Source organism: Stenotrophomonas sp. LMG 10879, assembly GCF_002750935.1.
GTDB classification, from domain to species: domain Bacteria; phylum Pseudomonadota; class Gammaproteobacteria; order Xanthomonadales; family Xanthomonadaceae; genus Stenotrophomonas; species Stenotrophomonas lactitubi_B.
The window spans coordinates 26,714-40,913 of record NZ_PEJT01000009.1 but is presented as its reverse complement, the minus strand read 5'-3'; the positions used below and the strand labels follow the sequence as shown (position 1 = coordinate 40,913).

Below are 14,200 nucleotides of genomic sequence, written 5' to 3'. Positions count from 1 at the left end.
GGAACATTGCGTGAACATGGCGTTCCTGCGCATCTGCCGGAAGGCCAATGGCGGGCGGCAAAGAAGACGAGGGCCCGGCGCAAGGTTCACGCAATCCAGGCGCTCCAGCCTTGGCGCCCTTCGCAGTTCCCATCCCCTGGAGTCACCATGAAGTTGTTTGTTCCGCTGCTGTTCCTCGCCACGCTCACCGGTTGCACGACCGCCAAGATGACCGTCACCCCCGACGGCCGCCGTGGCGTTTCCATCGACTGCAGTGGCTCCAGCTCCTGGAGCGGGTGCTACGAGAAGGCCGGGCAGATGTGCCCGGGTGGCTACGTGGTCTTCAGCAAGGATGGCGATGAGGGCAACGCCATTGCGGTGGGCAACAAGAACGGCTTCACCTCCACGCAGATGGCCACGCGTTCGATGCTGGTGTCCTGCTCGGGCTGATGCCGGCCGGGGAGGTGGCCATTGCACCTCCCTGGCGCGTTGCTCAAAGGCGCTGGCCTAGAACTAGAAGCTGTAGCCAGCCTGCACATACACCCGGCGCGGCTCGCCCGGGAAATGGCCGTTGCGCTCGATGAAGCCGCTGGCCGCGTACACCTTGTCGAACAGGTTCTTGATGTTGGCCTGGAACTGCCACTGCTTCCACGTGGTTTTCCAGCTCATATCGAACACCGTGTAGGGCTTCACCCGTTGGCCATCCAGGCTGATGCGCTCATCCACGTAGTCGGCACCAAAGCCGATGGCCGAACGGATCGCGGGCAGATCGTAGCGTGTCCACAGGCCCAGCTTGTTGCGCGGTGCATTGGCGAAGCGGTCGCCAGAGGCATTGCTGATGCCGTTGGGCCCCGCGTCTTTCACCCGCGCATCGTTGTAGGCGTAGGTCAGGTTCAGCACCCAGCGCTCGGTCACGTCGGCCAGAAGATCCAGTTCCATGCCGGTGCTGCGCACCAGGCCCAACGCCGCCAGCTGGTTCACGCCATTGATGACCTCGCCAGTAACCTGCACGATGTTGCTGCGGTCGATGCGGTAGGCCGCCAGGTTCAGGCTCACGCGTTCGGCCAGCAGCGATTTCATGCCCACTTCCCATTGCCTGCTGCGCTCTGCATCGAACGGTCCACCTGCCGCGGAGTTCTGGTTTGCTGCTGACTGCGGTACGAAGCCGCTGGCCACGTTGGCATACAGGTGCAGACCATCGCGCACGGTGAAGGTACTACCCAGCCGCCAGCTGATGTCGTTGCCGTCCACGCTGCTACCGGCGATGCGGTCGTCATCCTTGAACCCATCCCAGCGCAGGCCGGCCAGCACGTGCCAGCGCGGGGTCAAGGCAAGCTCATCCTGCAGATACCCGCCATAGCGCTTGCTGCGTGTGCTGGTGCTGCGCCAGGGCAGCGCAGACAGGTTGTAGTCGTGCCAGGTACTGGCGCCGTACACCGGGTTGAACAGATCGATGCCGCGCACCGGGCCGGCGCCGCGGGCGAGGTCGGCGCTGTTGGCCGTCTGCGCGGTGAAATCCGCATCCAGCTGGTATACGTCCGCGCCGAACAGCACCTTGTGTTTGATCGCACCGGTGCTTGCCCGCCACACCGCGTTGGCGTTGGCGGTGAACGCCTCGTTGTCGCGGATCTGGTTGCGCAGCTGGCGGGTCATCCATTCGGCCACGCCATCGCGGTCGCGGTCGATCAGGCCCATCGGCTCGTGATACATCTGGTGCTCGTTGTTGCTGAACCAGCGTGCGGCGACGTCCACGTCCAGGTCGTCGCGCGGCGCGAAGCGGTACTGCGCCAGCGCAACCTTGGCCCGCATGTCCAGGAAATCGCTGTCCTCGTTGTGGTTCCAGCGGCGGTCGGTCAGGAAATTGCCGTTGTCGTCGACCGGCACACCGCGCAGGCGGTTGCCGCCCAGATTCTGGGCAATGTCGGTGAACTGCAGCACCAGCTCGCCGGTGTCGCCCACATCGAAGGCCAGCGAGGCATCGCCGATCACGCTTTCACTGTCGGTGTTCCAGCGCACGCCCTGCTCGTTGTCGCCATACAGGCCGGCGCGGTAGCGCACCGTGCCGGCTGCGTTCAACGGCCCGGTACCTTCGATCGAGCCGGCGCGGAAATCCCTGTTTCCCACCTGCAGTTCAACGCGGCGTTCGGCAGTGGCCTTCGGCTTGCGGGTCACATAGTTGATGACGCCGCCAGCGTCGCCACCACCGTACAACGCGCCGGCCGGCCCCTTCAGCACCTCCACCCGCTCGATGTTGAACAACTGCGGTACCGAGAAGCCCGCATAGGGATCGCCGCGGAGGCCGTCATACAGCACGTTCTCCTGACGGAACCCACGCAGGGTCACCCCGGCATAGCTGAAGTAGCTGATGCCGCTGATGCTGCGATAGAGATCGGTCACCTGGCGTGCGGCCTGGTCGTCGATCAGCTCGCGCGGCAGCACCTGGATGGACTGCGGCACGAGTTCCAGCGGGGTATCGGTACGGGTGCCGACAGCGGCATCATCTACCCGGTACAGCGTCTGAGCGCGCCCGCGCACCTCCACCTTGTCCAGCTCCTGCACGCTCCTCCACGGAGCGTCGGCGGCATAGCCTGTAGCAGCGAAGGCCAGTGTCGTGGTGAGGCACAGAATGCTCTGGCGGGGCAGGAGGTGGGGCATGGGCGTTGTCGATGTGGCTGCAAATGAGAAAGATTAGCATTTGCGACGACCCGGTACCCATCCCCCGATTGCGCTATGGACACGAGGACGGGTCCGTATAGGGCGTACCGGCCAGTGCCACCAGCGTCCCCGTGGCGCCGCGCACGATCAGCGGCACCATCGCCTGCCGCGGATCGCCGCCGTCCGACAGCACGCGCAGTCCCTGTTCGTAGGCGGTCACCATCGACGCCATCAGCATCGATGCACCCAGTCGCGCGTCGGCATCCTCGACGGGTCGCCCCGCAGACTCAGCCATCAACTGTGCCAGGTCATCGGTCAGCAGCGCCTGCAGCTGCCGCGCATGGGCCACCAATACCGCGCTCTGCGCCACGGTTTTCCAGAACGACGCTGCACCGGCATTGATCCGCAGCAACGGATGGCCGGTGTCCAGCAGTTCCCGCACCAGCGCCTGGAAGGCGGCCAGCGGCGTCATGGATGCGCGCGCGGCCATGCCGTCACGCAGCAGCTGTCGCGCTTCCTCATCGCGGTCGAACACCAGCTGTTCCTTGCTGGCGAAGTAGTTGAACACCGTCTTGCGCGACACCCCGGCGGCGTCGGCGATCTCGCTCATCGACACTGCCTCGAAGCCGCGCTCGATGATCAGCCGGGTGGCGACGTCGGAAATCGCCTGTCGGGTCTCGGCTTTACGTTGTTCACGGCGGCCGGGCGGCGGGGTCATGGGTGGTTCACTTGTGGAAACGTACACCGAGTGTAACATTGTCACCGCCAGAGCGCCGACCCGGTGCTCACGAGGATTTCCAATGCGGTACGACGTCGTCATTGCCGGGGCTGGCCCGGTTGGGCTGTTGCTGGCCTGCGAACTGGGCCAGGCGGGATGCTCGGTGCTGGTGCTGGAGCAGGCGGCCTCGCCGGAGTCGCCGCTGAAGCGCCTGCCGTTCGGCCTGCGTGGATTGAATGCCCCCACACTGGAGGCGCTCGACCGGCGCGGCCTGCTGGATGTCGTCGCTGCGGGCCAGGTGCTGAAGCCGGAGAAAGGCCCGCCGCCGCCCGGCACCGCGCATTGGTTGTCGCAGCCGCGCAGGCTGGGAGGGCACTTCGCCGGCATTCCGTTCGCGCTGGACAACGTGGACAGCGGTCGCTGGCCCTGGCGCCTGCCCACCCCGGTCGGCACGCAGATGGCGGTGGAGCTGCAGGCGCTGGAGGCCGTGCTGGCCGAGCGCGCACAGGCGCTGGGCGTGCTGATCCTGCGTGGTGCGGGCGTGCAGGACGTGCGCTCGGGTACCGATCAGGTCCAGGTCGAGGCAGGCGGGCAATCCTTCCGCGGGCGCTGGCTGGTCGGCTGCGATGGTGGCCGCAGCACCGTGCGCAAGCAGTGCGGCTTTGCCTTCGCCGGCACCGATCCGGAGTTCACCGGCCACTCGCTCAGCGTTGAGCTGGAAGATCCGACGGTGCTCAGCCCGGGGCGTCACACCACCGCGCAGGGCATGTGCAATTTCAATCCGCCGGGCACCATCGCCCTGGCCGATTTCGACGGCGGCGCCGGCCATCGCCAGCCACTCGACCGCGATACGGCACAGGCGCTGCTGCGCCGTATCTCCGGCCGCGACGCAACGATCACCACACTGCACCTGGCCACCACCTGGACCGACGGCGCACGGCAAGCCACCGCCTATCGTCGTGGCCGCGTGCTGTTGGCCGGCGATGCCGCGCATGTGCATTCACCGCTGGGCGGGCAGGGGCTGAACCTGGGCCTGGGGGATGCGATGAATCTTGGCTGGAAGCTCGCCGCCGTCGTGCGCGGCGACGCAGATGAAGCGCTGTTGGATACCTATCAGGCCGAACGCCATCCGATCGGCGCCCGCGTGCTGGAGTGGTCGCGCGCGCAGGTCGCACTGATGCGCCCGGGCGCGGGCTCACGCGCATTGGCTGCCATCGTGGCCGATCTGGCAGAAGCACGTGATGGCGCCACGTATCTTGCCGAGCGCGTGTGGGGTGTGGGCCAGCAGTTGGATCTGGGTCAGGCCCATCCGCTGGTCGGCCGCAGCACACCGGATTTCCTGCTGGCCGATGGTCGTCGCATGGGAGAGCTGCTGCGGGCAGGGCAGGCGGTGCTGCTGGTGTTCGATGCTGCTGCCTCGTTGTCCGCGGCGGTTGATGTCGAACGAGCCCGCATCCTGTCCATCGCGCAGCCGGCTGTGGATTCGCTGGGCCTGTCCGCGCTGCTGGTTCGTCCGGACGGCATTGTCGCCTGGGCCAGTGATGGCGCCGATGCGACGGGACTGGCGCAGGCCGTACGGCAATGGGGGTGCCCCGTTGGCAGGGAAGCGATTGCCTGAGTCCCGGCGCAGCCCGCACAGGGCTGCGCCGCCCTCTTTCAGAGGTCCTTCTTCTTCCCGCTCAGGTCCAGCGGCTGGTCGCTGCCTTTGCGCTCGCTCGACCAGACCTCAACGCTCTTGCTGCATCGGCTTTCGCGGGCGGCAACCTCCGGCGGCAGGTCCTTCACATGCGGCGACTCCTGGCAGGCGGCATGCATGGCCGAATCATCATAGGTGGCACAGGCGCTGACCGACGCGAGTGCAAGAACACCGAGGGCGGAGCGGAACAGGGGCTGCAGGAGGCGCATGGGGGGGCTCGGGAAGGGGCCGGTCTGGCCATCGAATTCAATCCGTGACCCGGCGCACGCGCAATCCGACTGGCAGCACTTGTTATTGAATAACAAGTGTGGGAATGCTCGGAAGCTGCCGCTGCCGCTCAGGCAATGCAGATCAGGAACACCGTCGACAGCACGAGCATCAACACGAACACGCGCCGACTCAGGGCCAGGCAGGTCAGGCAAGCCGCCAGCGCCCAGGCCGCCAGCAGCACACATCCCAGCAACCACAGCCCGACCGTCATCATCGAGCCGGCCGCTGCGGTGGACAAGGCAAAGGCCTTGAACAGCGCCACGCCCAGCACACTGCCCAGCGCGCCGGCCCGCAGGGCAATCGCATCGTGGCAGGTGGGGGAAATCTGGCGGTGCATGAGGGTTGTGTCGCGCGTGGGGAGCTGGCGTGCGCAACTCTGCAGCAAGGCGGATCTACGCCGCGTGTTTGTCAGCCTGCAACGTGGTTACCGCGCGCGCAGCGCGGTCGCCTCAGTCGAACTCGCCGTCCGCCGCTTCCAGGCGACGCCGGTATTCGGCGCGGTGCTTGAACAGCCGCTGGCACTCCTCCGAGCGATGGATGCGACTGCCAGGCTCGTTCGCCACGGAGTCGCACATCTTGGCGATATGGTTGTTCCCGGCCAGTTCCATCACGAAGAACACCGCGGTGATGCCAGCACCCAGCAGCACCACATACAGCAGGCGGCTGAGCCAGCGTGAGCGCTTGCGTTCGAAATGCTGTTGCAGCGTCAGGTCGAAGCGGATGATGCTCAGCACGATCCAGACCACGCTGACGAGGAAACACAGCGTCGGCAGCAGCCCACGCCAGAGCCCAGCCTCGTAGACCGATTCGCTGTAGTGCACCGCCGCGCCGGCACCGGCGATGGCGATGGCCAACGCCCAGTTGCGGCCCAGCGAAAGCAGGTCATCGAGCAGCTTCTCGCGTCTATGGGGAGTGACTGCCACGGAGCATCCTTGAGCAAGACCCTCGGCCGCCGGTTGCGGCCGATCTGCGCAGATGGTGCGGCATCATCGAAGCGTTGAGAAGCTGGGCCTTCAACTGCTGCCGGCGACAGCGGCCTTGCGGTTCTTCTCCAGCATCACCGACACGCACCACAGCAGCAGGCCGCCGACCGCAGTCGCCGCACCCACGTAACCGGTGGTGGCCGGGCTGAAGCCGGCGCTGATCGCCATGCCGCCCAGCCACGGGCCGAGCGCATTGGCGGTGTTGAACGCCGCATGGTTGGACGCGGCGGCCAGGGTCTGCGCTTCACCGGCCACGTCCATCAGGCGGGTCTGCAGCACCGCAGCCAGGGCGCCCATCGTGCCCACGGTGATGATCATCGGGCCGATGGTCCACACCGATTCGGCAGCCAGCGGGTACAGCAGCAGCATCACGATCGACCACACCAGCACCACGGAGGCCGCCTTGAAGTGGAACTTGTCGACCAGCCAGCCGCCGGCGATGTTGCCGATGATCGCGCCGATGCCGAACACGCCCACCGCCAGCGGCATCCACGATTCGGCCACGCCGGTCACCTGCACCAGGGTCGGCGCCAGGTAGGTGAACACGCAGAACATGCCGGCAAAGCCCACCGCGCCGATCGACAGCGCCAGCCACACCTGGGTGGTGTTGAACGCGCGCAGCTCGCGCATCGGCGAGGTCCGCACCTCATCGGGGTCGGGCAGCAGGAAGCGCGCGATCATCGCCACCGTGGCGATGGCCAGCACGCTGACCAGGGCGAAGGCGGTGCGCCAGCTCAGCTGCTGGCCCAGCCAGGTGGTCAGCGGATTGCCGATCAGGATCGCCACGGACAGGCCGAGCAGCACGCGCGACATTGCTTGCCCGCGCTGGCCGGCCGGGCTGATCGCGGCCGCCACCAGCATCGCCACGCCGAAGTAGGCGCCATGCGGCAGGCCAGCGACGAAGCGTGCCACCAGCATCGTGCCGTAGTTCGGTGCCAACGCGCTGGCCAGATTGCCGATGGCGTAGAAGCCCATCAGCGCCAGCAGCAGCTTGCGGCGCGGGAAGCTGGCGCCGACGAAGGCCAGGATCGGTGCACCCACCACCACGCCGATGGCGTAAGCGCTGATCAGGTGGCCGACCTGTGTTTCGCTGATCGAAAGGCCGCGGCTGATCTCCAGCATCAGGCCCATGCTGGCGAATTCACTGGTGCCGATGGCGAAGCCGCCCAATGACAGGGCGAGGATGATCAGGGTGCGCTGGCGCGGCGTCAGCCGAGCGGCCAGAGGGGAATTGGGGCTCATGCGGGGGCGCAAAGGGGCGGGGAAGCGCCATATTGTACTGCTGCACCGCAGCAGGCATCAGCCAGGCTGGGGGTAAATCAGTGTTCGATGGGTGGTGCTGCCTGCGTGGCCTGCTGGCCAAGCGCCGCCAGCGCCTGTCGGTATTTGTCGCGCAGGCGCTCGGCGGTGGCAGCATCCAGTGACGCCAAACGCGTTTCATCGGCGTTGTCGGCGATATCGGCCAGTTTGACCTTCAGCGCCAGCGGATCTGCCGCTATCCGCGCGTAGTACGTGGCTGCATCCGTCGCAGACGTCCTGCTGAGCAACCGCACCGCGTGCTGCAACGGGTCTGGGAAGGCCTGCACCCGCTCAGCGAAGGCAGGGCAGTCCTCAAGCACATCATGCAGCCAGGCCACCACCTCGGCGTCATCATCGCCACGCACGGCAGCGGCCACCCGGCCGACGTGGCCGATGTAGGGCTGTCCTGCCTTGTCGACCTGGCCGGCATGGGCCTCCATCGCCAGCGTGCGTGCGCGTGCCACCCAGTCCATCGCGATCTCTCCGTCCCGAGCGTGTATTGTCGTACGGGTCGTGTGCATGCCGCCACCACGGCCGTGCAGGCATCATCGGACGCTGCAGGAATGGCATCTGGATTCCATCAGGGAGATGAGACATGCAGGAATACACCCATCAGCTGGAACTACGCGGCCGCTTCCGTCTGGTAGCGGTGACCCACGAGCCGGTGTACGCTCCCGGCGATGTGGTCGGCCATGCGGTCATCGTCGACGATGGGGAGCGTCTGACCGACCTGATGTCGTTGGCCGATGCGCGCCGGTACCTTGAGGAACTGGTGCGGGAAGAGGGCGTGGAGCCCGGGCTGGAGAATGAAGTCAACCTGCGGAAGAAGGCGTCGCAGCGACGCCGCCGCTAAGCCGTCGCGCCCATGGGGCGCATCATGGAGGATTCGGGTGTTGTCCAGTAAGAAGTATCTGCTCATCGCCATCATCACGCTGGCGACCCTGCTGCTCGGGTTCGTGCTTTCCGGTTACCTGACGCTGCTGCTGCTTGGTCTGGATACCAAGCTGCTCACCTGGAATACCTATTACCAGTATTTCCACGCCATCGGCCAGCCGCAGGTTGCCCCGTTCGTGGGCAAGATCAAATGGGCCGGTTACCTCGGCTTTGGCCTGCCGCTGCTGGTGCTGGCCGTCGTCGGCCTGGTCTTGCTGTTGAAGAAGGACAAGCGCTCGCTGCACGGTGACGCGCGCTTTGCCACCAGCGCCGATCTGGCCAAGCATGGCATGTTCAAGAAGAGCGGCCAGAGCATCGTGGTCGGCAGCCATGGCGGCAAGCTGGTGCGGCTGGACGGCCAGCAATTCGTCATTCTGGCCGCCCCGACCCGCTCGGGCAAGGGCGTCGGCGTGGTCATCCCGAACCTGCTGGAGTACGGCGAATCACTGGTGGTGCTGGACATCAAACAGGAGAACTTCGACCTGACCAGTGGTTGGCGCGCCAGCCAGGGCCAGGAAATCTACCTGTTCAATCCGTTCGCCGAAGATCGTCGTACCCATCGCTGGAACCCGCTCAGCTACGTCTCCGATGACCCGGCGTTCCGGGTGTCGGACCTGATGAGCATCGGTGCGATGCTCTATCCCGACGGTTCGGAAGACCAGAAGTTCTGGATCAGCCAGGCGCGCAATGCCTTCATCGCCTTCACCCTGTATCTGTTCGAGAACTGGGATGACGAGCGCAGCAGCGGCTTCCCAGGCGGGCAGGGCACGCCGACCCTGGGCGCGGTCTACCGCCTGTCCTCCGGCGATGGCAGCGATCTGAAGAAGTTCCTGAAGAGCCTGTCCGAGCGTCCATTCCTGAGCAGCAACGCGCGCTCGGCGTTCGCCAACATGCTGTCCCAGGCCGACGAGACCTTTGCCTCGATCCTGGGCACCTTCAAGGAACCGCTGAATCCCTGGATCAATCCGGTCCTGGACAAGGCCACCAGCACCAACGACTTCCTGCTCACCGACGTGCGCAAGAAGAAGATGACCATCTACATCGGCATCCAGCCCAACAAGCTGGCCGAGAGCCGATTGATCATCAACCTGTTCTTCAGCCAGCTGATCAACCTCAACACCAAGGAACTGCCCAAGTCCAATCCGGACCTGAAGTACCAGTGCCTGCTGTTGATGGACGAGTTCACCTCGATCGGCAAGGTCGAAATCATCGCCTCGGCGGTGTCCTACATGGCCGGTTACAACGTGCGTCTGCTGCCGATCATCCAGAGCATGTCGCAGCTTGATGCCACCTATGGCCGTGAAGTCTCGCGCACGATCATCACCAACCACGCGCTGCAGATCCTGTACGCCCCGCGTGAACAGCAGGACGCCAATGACTATTCGGACATGCTGGGCTACACCACCATCCGCAAGAAGAACGTCACCCACGCACGTGAGAAGACCCATAGCTTCACCGAGGAGCGCCGCGCGCTGATGCTGCCGCAGGAGCTCAAGGCGATGGGGCCGGACAAGGAAGTCTTCTTGTACGAAGGCATCCCGCATCCCGTCAAATGCGACAAGATTCGCTATTACAAGGATCGCTATTTCACGTCACGACTACTGCCAAAGGTTGACGTGCCGATGCTTGATGTCTAAGTTGCAGACTTGAAAGTGTGACGGATGCACGCATTCATGGAAGTGAATTAGTGAAACGCGTCAAAGAAGCGCCATACGTTGGTCAAAATTCAGATTTGTCTGACATCGAATTGACGCGTAGTTGTGCGACTCTATGCGTGGCTTGCGAATCTGTGTGATTCGTCATGCTTTCAGAGTGGCCAGGAGTTTCAGCCATGGGAACAGGGATGGTTCCGGCGTTGGTGAGGGTGCGTGAGAGGGGCCTCGGATGAGGTTGCTTCACGCGACTTGGTTGGCAGCTTTCGAGCTGCAGGGGAACCGTGCCCATGTGCTGTTAAGCAGTGCATTCGTTACGTTTCCGGCGTGCATCGCGCAGTGCCGGACGACCAAGGGACCAACATCGGGACTGCTTTTTCGTACGTCAAAGTGAAGCCCGTATGAATCAGGCGTTTATTGCAAAAATGTCCATCGCCGCAGTGGCGGCGTTGATGGTGGCAGGTTGTGCTACCAAGCCCGCACCCGACTTCGGAGGGCGCTGGAAGCCGGTCAACCGTTTCGCGACGGCTCCGACCGAGATTCCGCTGTACTCCAGCTACGTCTATCAGGCGTCGCCGATGGATCGCACGCTGAAGGCCATGCTCGAGCGCTGGGCCAAGGATTCCGGCCGCACGCTGGACTATCGCCTCAGTTCGGATTTCACCCTGTATGGCGCGGTGTCGGAGATCGATACCACCAACGCACAGCAGGCCGTGATCGATCTCACGGCGGCCTACGCGGCGCAGGGCGTTTCCGTCTCCATCGTCGGCAACCAGATCGTCGTGCAGAACGCTGGATCGACGCCGACTGCGTCGGCCCAGGATACTGAAGCCAGCAGCGGCAGCTGAGACCGCGTCGAAATCATCGAACGTGCCGCACCCCGCGCCTGGCGCAGGGGCGTCGCGCCCATTGATGTTTCAGCAGTACGGAAGAACCCATGTTCCGCAAGAAGGATGCAGGCAACAGTCCCAAGGTCGAGCAGTCGGTCGCCAAGGCGGTCAGCTACGAGATCACCGTGGCCGACATGGCCCGGCGCAGCGAGCGTCGTGCCTGGTGGGTCGCCACCGGTTCGTTGCTGATGTCGTTGGCGCTGGCCGGTGGCTACTACTACATGCTGCCGTTGAAGGAGAAGGTGCCGTTCCTGGTGATGGCCGATGCCTATACGGGTACGGCGACGGTTGCGCGGCTGCGTGGCACGTTCCAGGGTGAGACGATCACCACCAACGAAGCGGTCAATCGCAGCAACGTCGCCCAGTATGTGCTGGCGCGTGAGTCGTATGACTCGGCGGTGATGGGCCTGCGCGACTGGGAGCTGGTGTTTGTGATGTCCAGCGATCCGGTGGCGCAGAGCATGAAGCTCCGTTATGCCGGCAACAATCCGCAGAACCCGTTCGTGATGTACGGGCGCGGCAAGGCGATCCGAGTCAAGATCCTCAGCATCACCCCGCTCGGCGCGCAGGCGAATGGCAGCTTCCGTGGCGCCTCTGTGCGTATCCAGCGCAGTCTGCTCGACAAGCGCACGGGGGCCGCGACCTATCTGGACAACCAGCTGGTGACGATGCGCTTCGAGTACAACCAGAACCTCGCGCTGTCCGAGCAGGATCGCGTGCTCAATCCGCTGGCCTTCCAGGTCACCGAGTATCGCGTCGACAACGATTACGCCCGTGGCGTGCCGGTGCCGGACGACAGCGCCATGCAGGACCAGGCACAGCAGGCCGCGCAGCAGGCGCAGTTGGCCGCGCAGCAGGCGCAAGGGATCTACGACCCGAACAACCCGGCCGCTGCGACCATGATCGATCCGGCGACCGGGCAGCCCGTGGCGGCACCGGTCAATGGCCAGATGCAACAGATGCAGGGGCAGCCGGTGCAAGGCCAGCCGATGCAGGGTCAAGCGATGCCAGGGCAGGCCATGCCCGGGCAGCCGGCGATGCCGCCGGCACCGAACAATTCCACCGGAAATGCTGATGGAGCAAGCAACCGATGAGTAGTCGAAAAGTCAGGGGAAGCGCATTGGCGCTGCTGTCGTTGCTGTCGCTGGTGTTTTCCACCGCAGCGATGGCACAGGCGGTAGACCATTACGAGTATGAGAAGGATCGCATCTATCCGGTTCGCACCGGCCTGGGTCTGACCACCCAGATCGAACTGAGCCCGAACGAAAAGATCCTCGACTACAGCACCGGTTTCAGCAGTGGCTGGGAGCTGACCCGTCGCGAGAACGTGTTCTATATCAAGCCGAAGAACGTCGACGTCGACACCAACATGATGGTGCGCACCGAGACCCATTCGTACATCTTCGAACTGAAGGTGGTGGCGACCGATTGGCGCCAGCTTGAGCAGGCCCGTCGCGCCGGCGTGCAGTACAAGATTGCCTTCAGCTACCCGAGTGACACCGAATTCGGGTTGGCACAGGAGGCGGTCGAGGAAGAAGCCAAGCCGCTGCTCAGCACCGAGCTCGCCAAGGATCGCCAGTACAACTTCAACTACTCCTATTCGACCAGCAAGGCGAAGAAGATGGGGTGGCTGATTCCGGTCAATGCCTACGACGATGGAAGTTTCACCTACCTGAAACTGCCGAATTCGCCCGAATACAAGACGGGCATCTTCCCGGCCGTGTTTGGGCGCGAGAAGGAGTACGGTGAGGACTTCGTGGTCAATACCACCGTTGAAGGCAACACCTTGATCGTCCACGGGACCTACCCGTACCTGGTCATCCGCCACGGCGATTACGTCGTTGGTCTGCGAAGGAACGTGAAGAAATGAGCCAGCAGAATACTCCGGACAACGATCCAAATTCGTCCCAATACGGCAAGGGCCCTACGGGTCATGAACCGTCGACGAATCCTTACTACGGGGCCCCTCAGTCTGAGGCAGCGCCTGATCTGGATGCCAGCGCTCCGCAGCTCCGCTCGTCTGAAGAGCAGCGCCTGAACCGTAAGGCACTATTGTTCTTGGGCGGCATTTTGGTGCTGCTGTTGGCCATGGGTTTCCTTTTGCTGCGTAAGGGTAAGGATGACGGGGCCGACGCCAAGGCACCACCGCAGGTGGCGCGCTCGAGCACTCCTGATCTGCCGAACGTGACGCCGCCGGTCGTGCCATCTGTCGCAGGGGAGAGCGCTGAACCGATTCCCATGCTGCCGCCGCCACCGCAGGAGGTCATTGGCCCCACCTACATTCCGCGTGCTGAACCCGAGCGCGATATCCAGCGAGGCCCGAGTCTGCTGGACCGTCGGATCGCCGGTAGTGGTGGTGCAGGTGTCGGTACCAGTGACGCAGCGGGCCAAGGCGCCGCCGCAGGCAATGACGATCCCTACCTGCAGGCAACGTTGGCTGCATTGCAGGCGCAGAACGGCAATTCATCGCCGGCCAAAGTGCGTCGCGGTCCGGATGTGGAGAACATATCCATAGCTTCTTACATCCGCAGCCCCGATGCGTTGCTGGTGCGCGGCACGTATCTGCGTTGCGTGCTTGAGACCCGCATCATCACGGACCTGGCTGGTTATACCTCCTGCCTGCTTACCGAGCCGGTCTATTCCATCAATGGTCGTACCCTGCTGTTGCCCAAGGGTTCCAAGATCTACGGTGCCTATGGTGGCGGCCCGGCCGGAAAGCGCGTGGAAGTCATCTGGGACCGGATCACGACTCCGAATGGTTTGGACGTCGCTATGTCCAGCCCGGGCGTTGATGGCCTGGGTGGCGCGGGTCACCCGGGTCAGTACAGCGCGCACTGGGGTGCACGTATCGCTTCGGCTCTGATGATCAGCCTGATCGCGGATGCGTTCAAGTACGCTGCTGCCGAACATGGTCCGGAAACCACCACCGTGGCCAACAATGGCATGACCATCCAGTCTCCGTACGAGAGCGCTACCGCACGCACCATGGAGCGGCTGGCCAACGAGGCGCTTACCAGCGGCCGTCGTCCGCCGACTGTCACTATCAATCAAGGCACGATCGTGAACGTCTACGTCGCAAAGGACGTCGACTTCACCAGTGTGCTGAACGCCCGCAGGTAATCCAA

At 64.2% G+C, this 14,200-nt stretch carries 15 protein-coding genes; 8 read left to right on the top strand and 7 right to left on the bottom strand.

Translation table 11 applies throughout. The annotated features are described in order from the left end of the window. The first annotated feature begins 147 nt into the window (after positions 1 to 147). Positions 148 to 429 (top strand): hypothetical protein, encoded by a 282-nt coding sequence (locus tag CR919_RS14890; protein ID WP_033831436.1) that lies wholly within the window; start codon positions 148 to 150, stop codon positions 427 to 429. A gap of 63 nt (positions 430 to 492) precedes the next feature. Here CR919_RS14890 and CR919_RS14885 read toward each other — a convergent pair whose 3' ends face one another. Both CR919_RS14885 and CR919_RS14880 read right to left on the bottom strand, forming a co-directional pair. Then, positions 493 to 2,586 (bottom strand): TonB-dependent receptor, encoded by a 2,094-nt coding sequence (locus CR919_RS14885; protein ID WP_343124861.1) that lies wholly within the window; start codon positions 2,584 to 2,586, stop codon positions 493 to 495. Between the two features lie 121 nt (positions 2,587 to 2,707). Further along, positions 2,708 to 3,352, bottom strand: a complete 645-nt coding sequence (locus CR919_RS14880; RefSeq protein WP_099820673.1) for a TetR/AcrR family transcriptional regulator — start codon at positions 3,350 to 3,352, stop codon at positions 2,708 to 2,710. Between the two features lie 82 nt (positions 3,353 to 3,434). Here CR919_RS14880 and CR919_RS14875 point away from each other — a divergent pair, with 82 nt between their 5' ends. Then, a complete protein-coding gene (locus tag CR919_RS14875) occupies positions 3,435 to 4,970 on the top strand; it encodes an FAD-dependent monooxygenase (RefSeq protein ID WP_099820672.1) in 1,536 nt (511 codons plus the stop codon). Between the two features lie 38 nt (positions 4,971 to 5,008). On the opposite strand, the gene CR919_RS14870 is transcribed toward CR919_RS14875, so the two are convergent. The 5 genes from CR919_RS14870 to CR919_RS14850 all read right to left on the bottom strand — a co-directional run bounded on the left by CR919_RS14870 (position 5,009) and on the right by CR919_RS14850 (position 8,073). Continuing rightward, positions 5,009 to 5,257, bottom strand: coding sequence for a hypothetical protein (locus CR919_RS14870; RefSeq protein WP_099820671.1), 249 nt, complete (start codon positions 5,255 to 5,257; stop codon positions 5,009 to 5,011). A 128-nt stretch (positions 5,258 to 5,385) separates the two neighbouring features. Further along, positions 5,386 to 5,655, bottom strand: a complete 270-nt coding sequence (locus tag CR919_RS14865; protein ID WP_099820670.1) for a hypothetical protein — start codon at positions 5,653 to 5,655, stop codon at positions 5,386 to 5,388. A gap of 112 nt (positions 5,656 to 5,767) precedes the next feature. Next, positions 5,768 to 6,241, bottom strand: a complete 474-nt coding sequence (locus CR919_RS14860; protein WP_099820669.1) for a hypothetical protein — start codon at positions 6,239 to 6,241, stop codon at positions 5,768 to 5,770. Positions 6,242 to 6,331: 90 nt separating this feature from the next. Continuing rightward, positions 6,332 to 7,543, bottom strand: a complete 1,212-nt coding sequence (locus CR919_RS14855; protein WP_099820668.1) for an MFS transporter — start codon at positions 7,541 to 7,543, stop codon at positions 6,332 to 6,334. Between the two features lie 77 nt (positions 7,544 to 7,620). Continuing rightward, the gene (locus CR919_RS14850) at positions 7,621 to 8,073 is read right to left on the bottom strand and encodes a phosphohydrolase (protein ID WP_099820667.1); all 453 of its coding nucleotides are present in this window, start codon (positions 8,071 to 8,073) and stop codon (positions 7,621 to 7,623) included. 122 nt (positions 8,074 to 8,195) lie between these two features. Between CR919_RS14850 and CR919_RS14845 the strand changes: the two genes are divergently transcribed. The 6 genes from CR919_RS14845 (at position 8,196) to CR919_RS14820 (ending at position 14,195) form a co-directional block, all read left to right on the top strand. Further along, positions 8,196 to 8,453, top strand: a complete 258-nt coding sequence (locus tag CR919_RS14845; protein WP_099820666.1) for a hypothetical protein — start codon at positions 8,196 to 8,198, stop codon at positions 8,451 to 8,453. Between the two features lie 37 nt (positions 8,454 to 8,490). Further along, positions 8,491 to 10,170, top strand: coding sequence for a type IV secretory system conjugative DNA transfer family protein (locus CR919_RS14840; protein ID WP_099820665.1), 1,680 nt, complete (start codon positions 8,491 to 8,493; stop codon positions 10,168 to 10,170). A 416-nt stretch (positions 10,171 to 10,586) separates the two neighbouring features. After that, the gene (locus CR919_RS14835; RefSeq protein WP_099820664.1) at positions 10,587 to 11,033 is read left to right on the top strand and encodes a hypothetical protein; all 447 of its coding nucleotides are present in this window, start codon (positions 10,587 to 10,589) and stop codon (positions 11,031 to 11,033) included. A gap of 89 nt (positions 11,034 to 11,122) precedes the next feature. Then, positions 11,123 to 12,169, top strand: a complete 1,047-nt coding sequence (locus tag CR919_RS14830; RefSeq protein WP_099820663.1) for a type IV secretion system protein — start codon at positions 11,123 to 11,125, stop codon at positions 12,167 to 12,169. Beyond that, positions 12,166 to 12,945 carry a TrbG/VirB9 family P-type conjugative transfer protein gene (locus CR919_RS14825; protein WP_099820662.1) on the top strand — a complete coding sequence of 260 codons (780 nt, stop codon included), beginning with the start codon at positions 12,166 to 12,168 and terminating at the stop codon, positions 12,943 to 12,945. The genes CR919_RS14830 and CR919_RS14825 overlap by 4 nt, the downstream gene beginning before the upstream one ends. Beyond that, on the top strand, positions 12,942 to 14,195 hold the full coding sequence (locus CR919_RS14820; protein ID WP_099820661.1) for a TrbI/VirB10 family protein: 1,254 nt from the start codon (positions 12,942 to 12,944) through the stop codon (positions 14,193 to 14,195). The genes CR919_RS14825 and CR919_RS14820 overlap by 4 nt, the downstream gene beginning before the upstream one ends. Positions 14,196 to 14,200 lie beyond the last annotated feature (5 nt).

Coding starts and splice junctions, on each gene's coding strand:
- CR919_RS14890 (WP_033831436.1), top strand. CDS start 148: ATGAAGTTGTTTGTTCCGCTGCTGTTCCTCGCCACGCTCACCGGTTGC.
- CR919_RS14880 (WP_099820673.1), bottom strand. CDS start 3,352: ATGACCCCGCCGCCCGGCCGCCGTGAACAACGTAAAGCCGAGACCCGA.
- CR919_RS14875 (WP_099820672.1), top strand. CDS start 3,435: ATGCGGTACGACGTCGTCATTGCCGGGGCTGGCCCGGTTGGGCTGTTG.
- CR919_RS14870 (WP_099820671.1), bottom strand. CDS start 5,257: ATGCGCCTCCTGCAGCCCCTGTTCCGCTCCGCCCTCGGTGTTCTTGCA.
- CR919_RS14865 (WP_099820670.1), bottom strand. CDS start 5,655: ATGCACCGCCAGATTTCCCCCACCTGCCACGATGCGATTGCCCTGCGG.
- CR919_RS14855 (WP_099820668.1), bottom strand. CDS start 7,543: ATGAGCCCCAATTCCCCTCTGGCCGCTCGGCTGACGCCGCGCCAGCGC.
- CR919_RS14850 (WP_099820667.1), bottom strand. CDS start 8,073: ATGGACTGGGTGGCACGCGCACGCACGCTGGCGATGGAGGCCCATGCC.
- CR919_RS14845 (WP_099820666.1), top strand. CDS start 8,196: ATGCAGGAATACACCCATCAGCTGGAACTACGCGGCCGCTTCCGTCTG.
- CR919_RS14835 (WP_099820664.1), top strand. CDS start 10,587: ATGAATCAGGCGTTTATTGCAAAAATGTCCATCGCCGCAGTGGCGGCG.
- CR919_RS14830 (WP_099820663.1), top strand. CDS start 11,123: ATGTTCCGCAAGAAGGATGCAGGCAACAGTCCCAAGGTCGAGCAGTCG.
- CR919_RS14825 (WP_099820662.1), top strand. CDS start 12,166: ATGAGTAGTCGAAAAGTCAGGGGAAGCGCATTGGCGCTGCTGTCGTTG.
- CR919_RS14820 (WP_099820661.1), top strand. CDS start 12,942: ATGAGCCAGCAGAATACTCCGGACAACGATCCAAATTCGTCCCAATAC.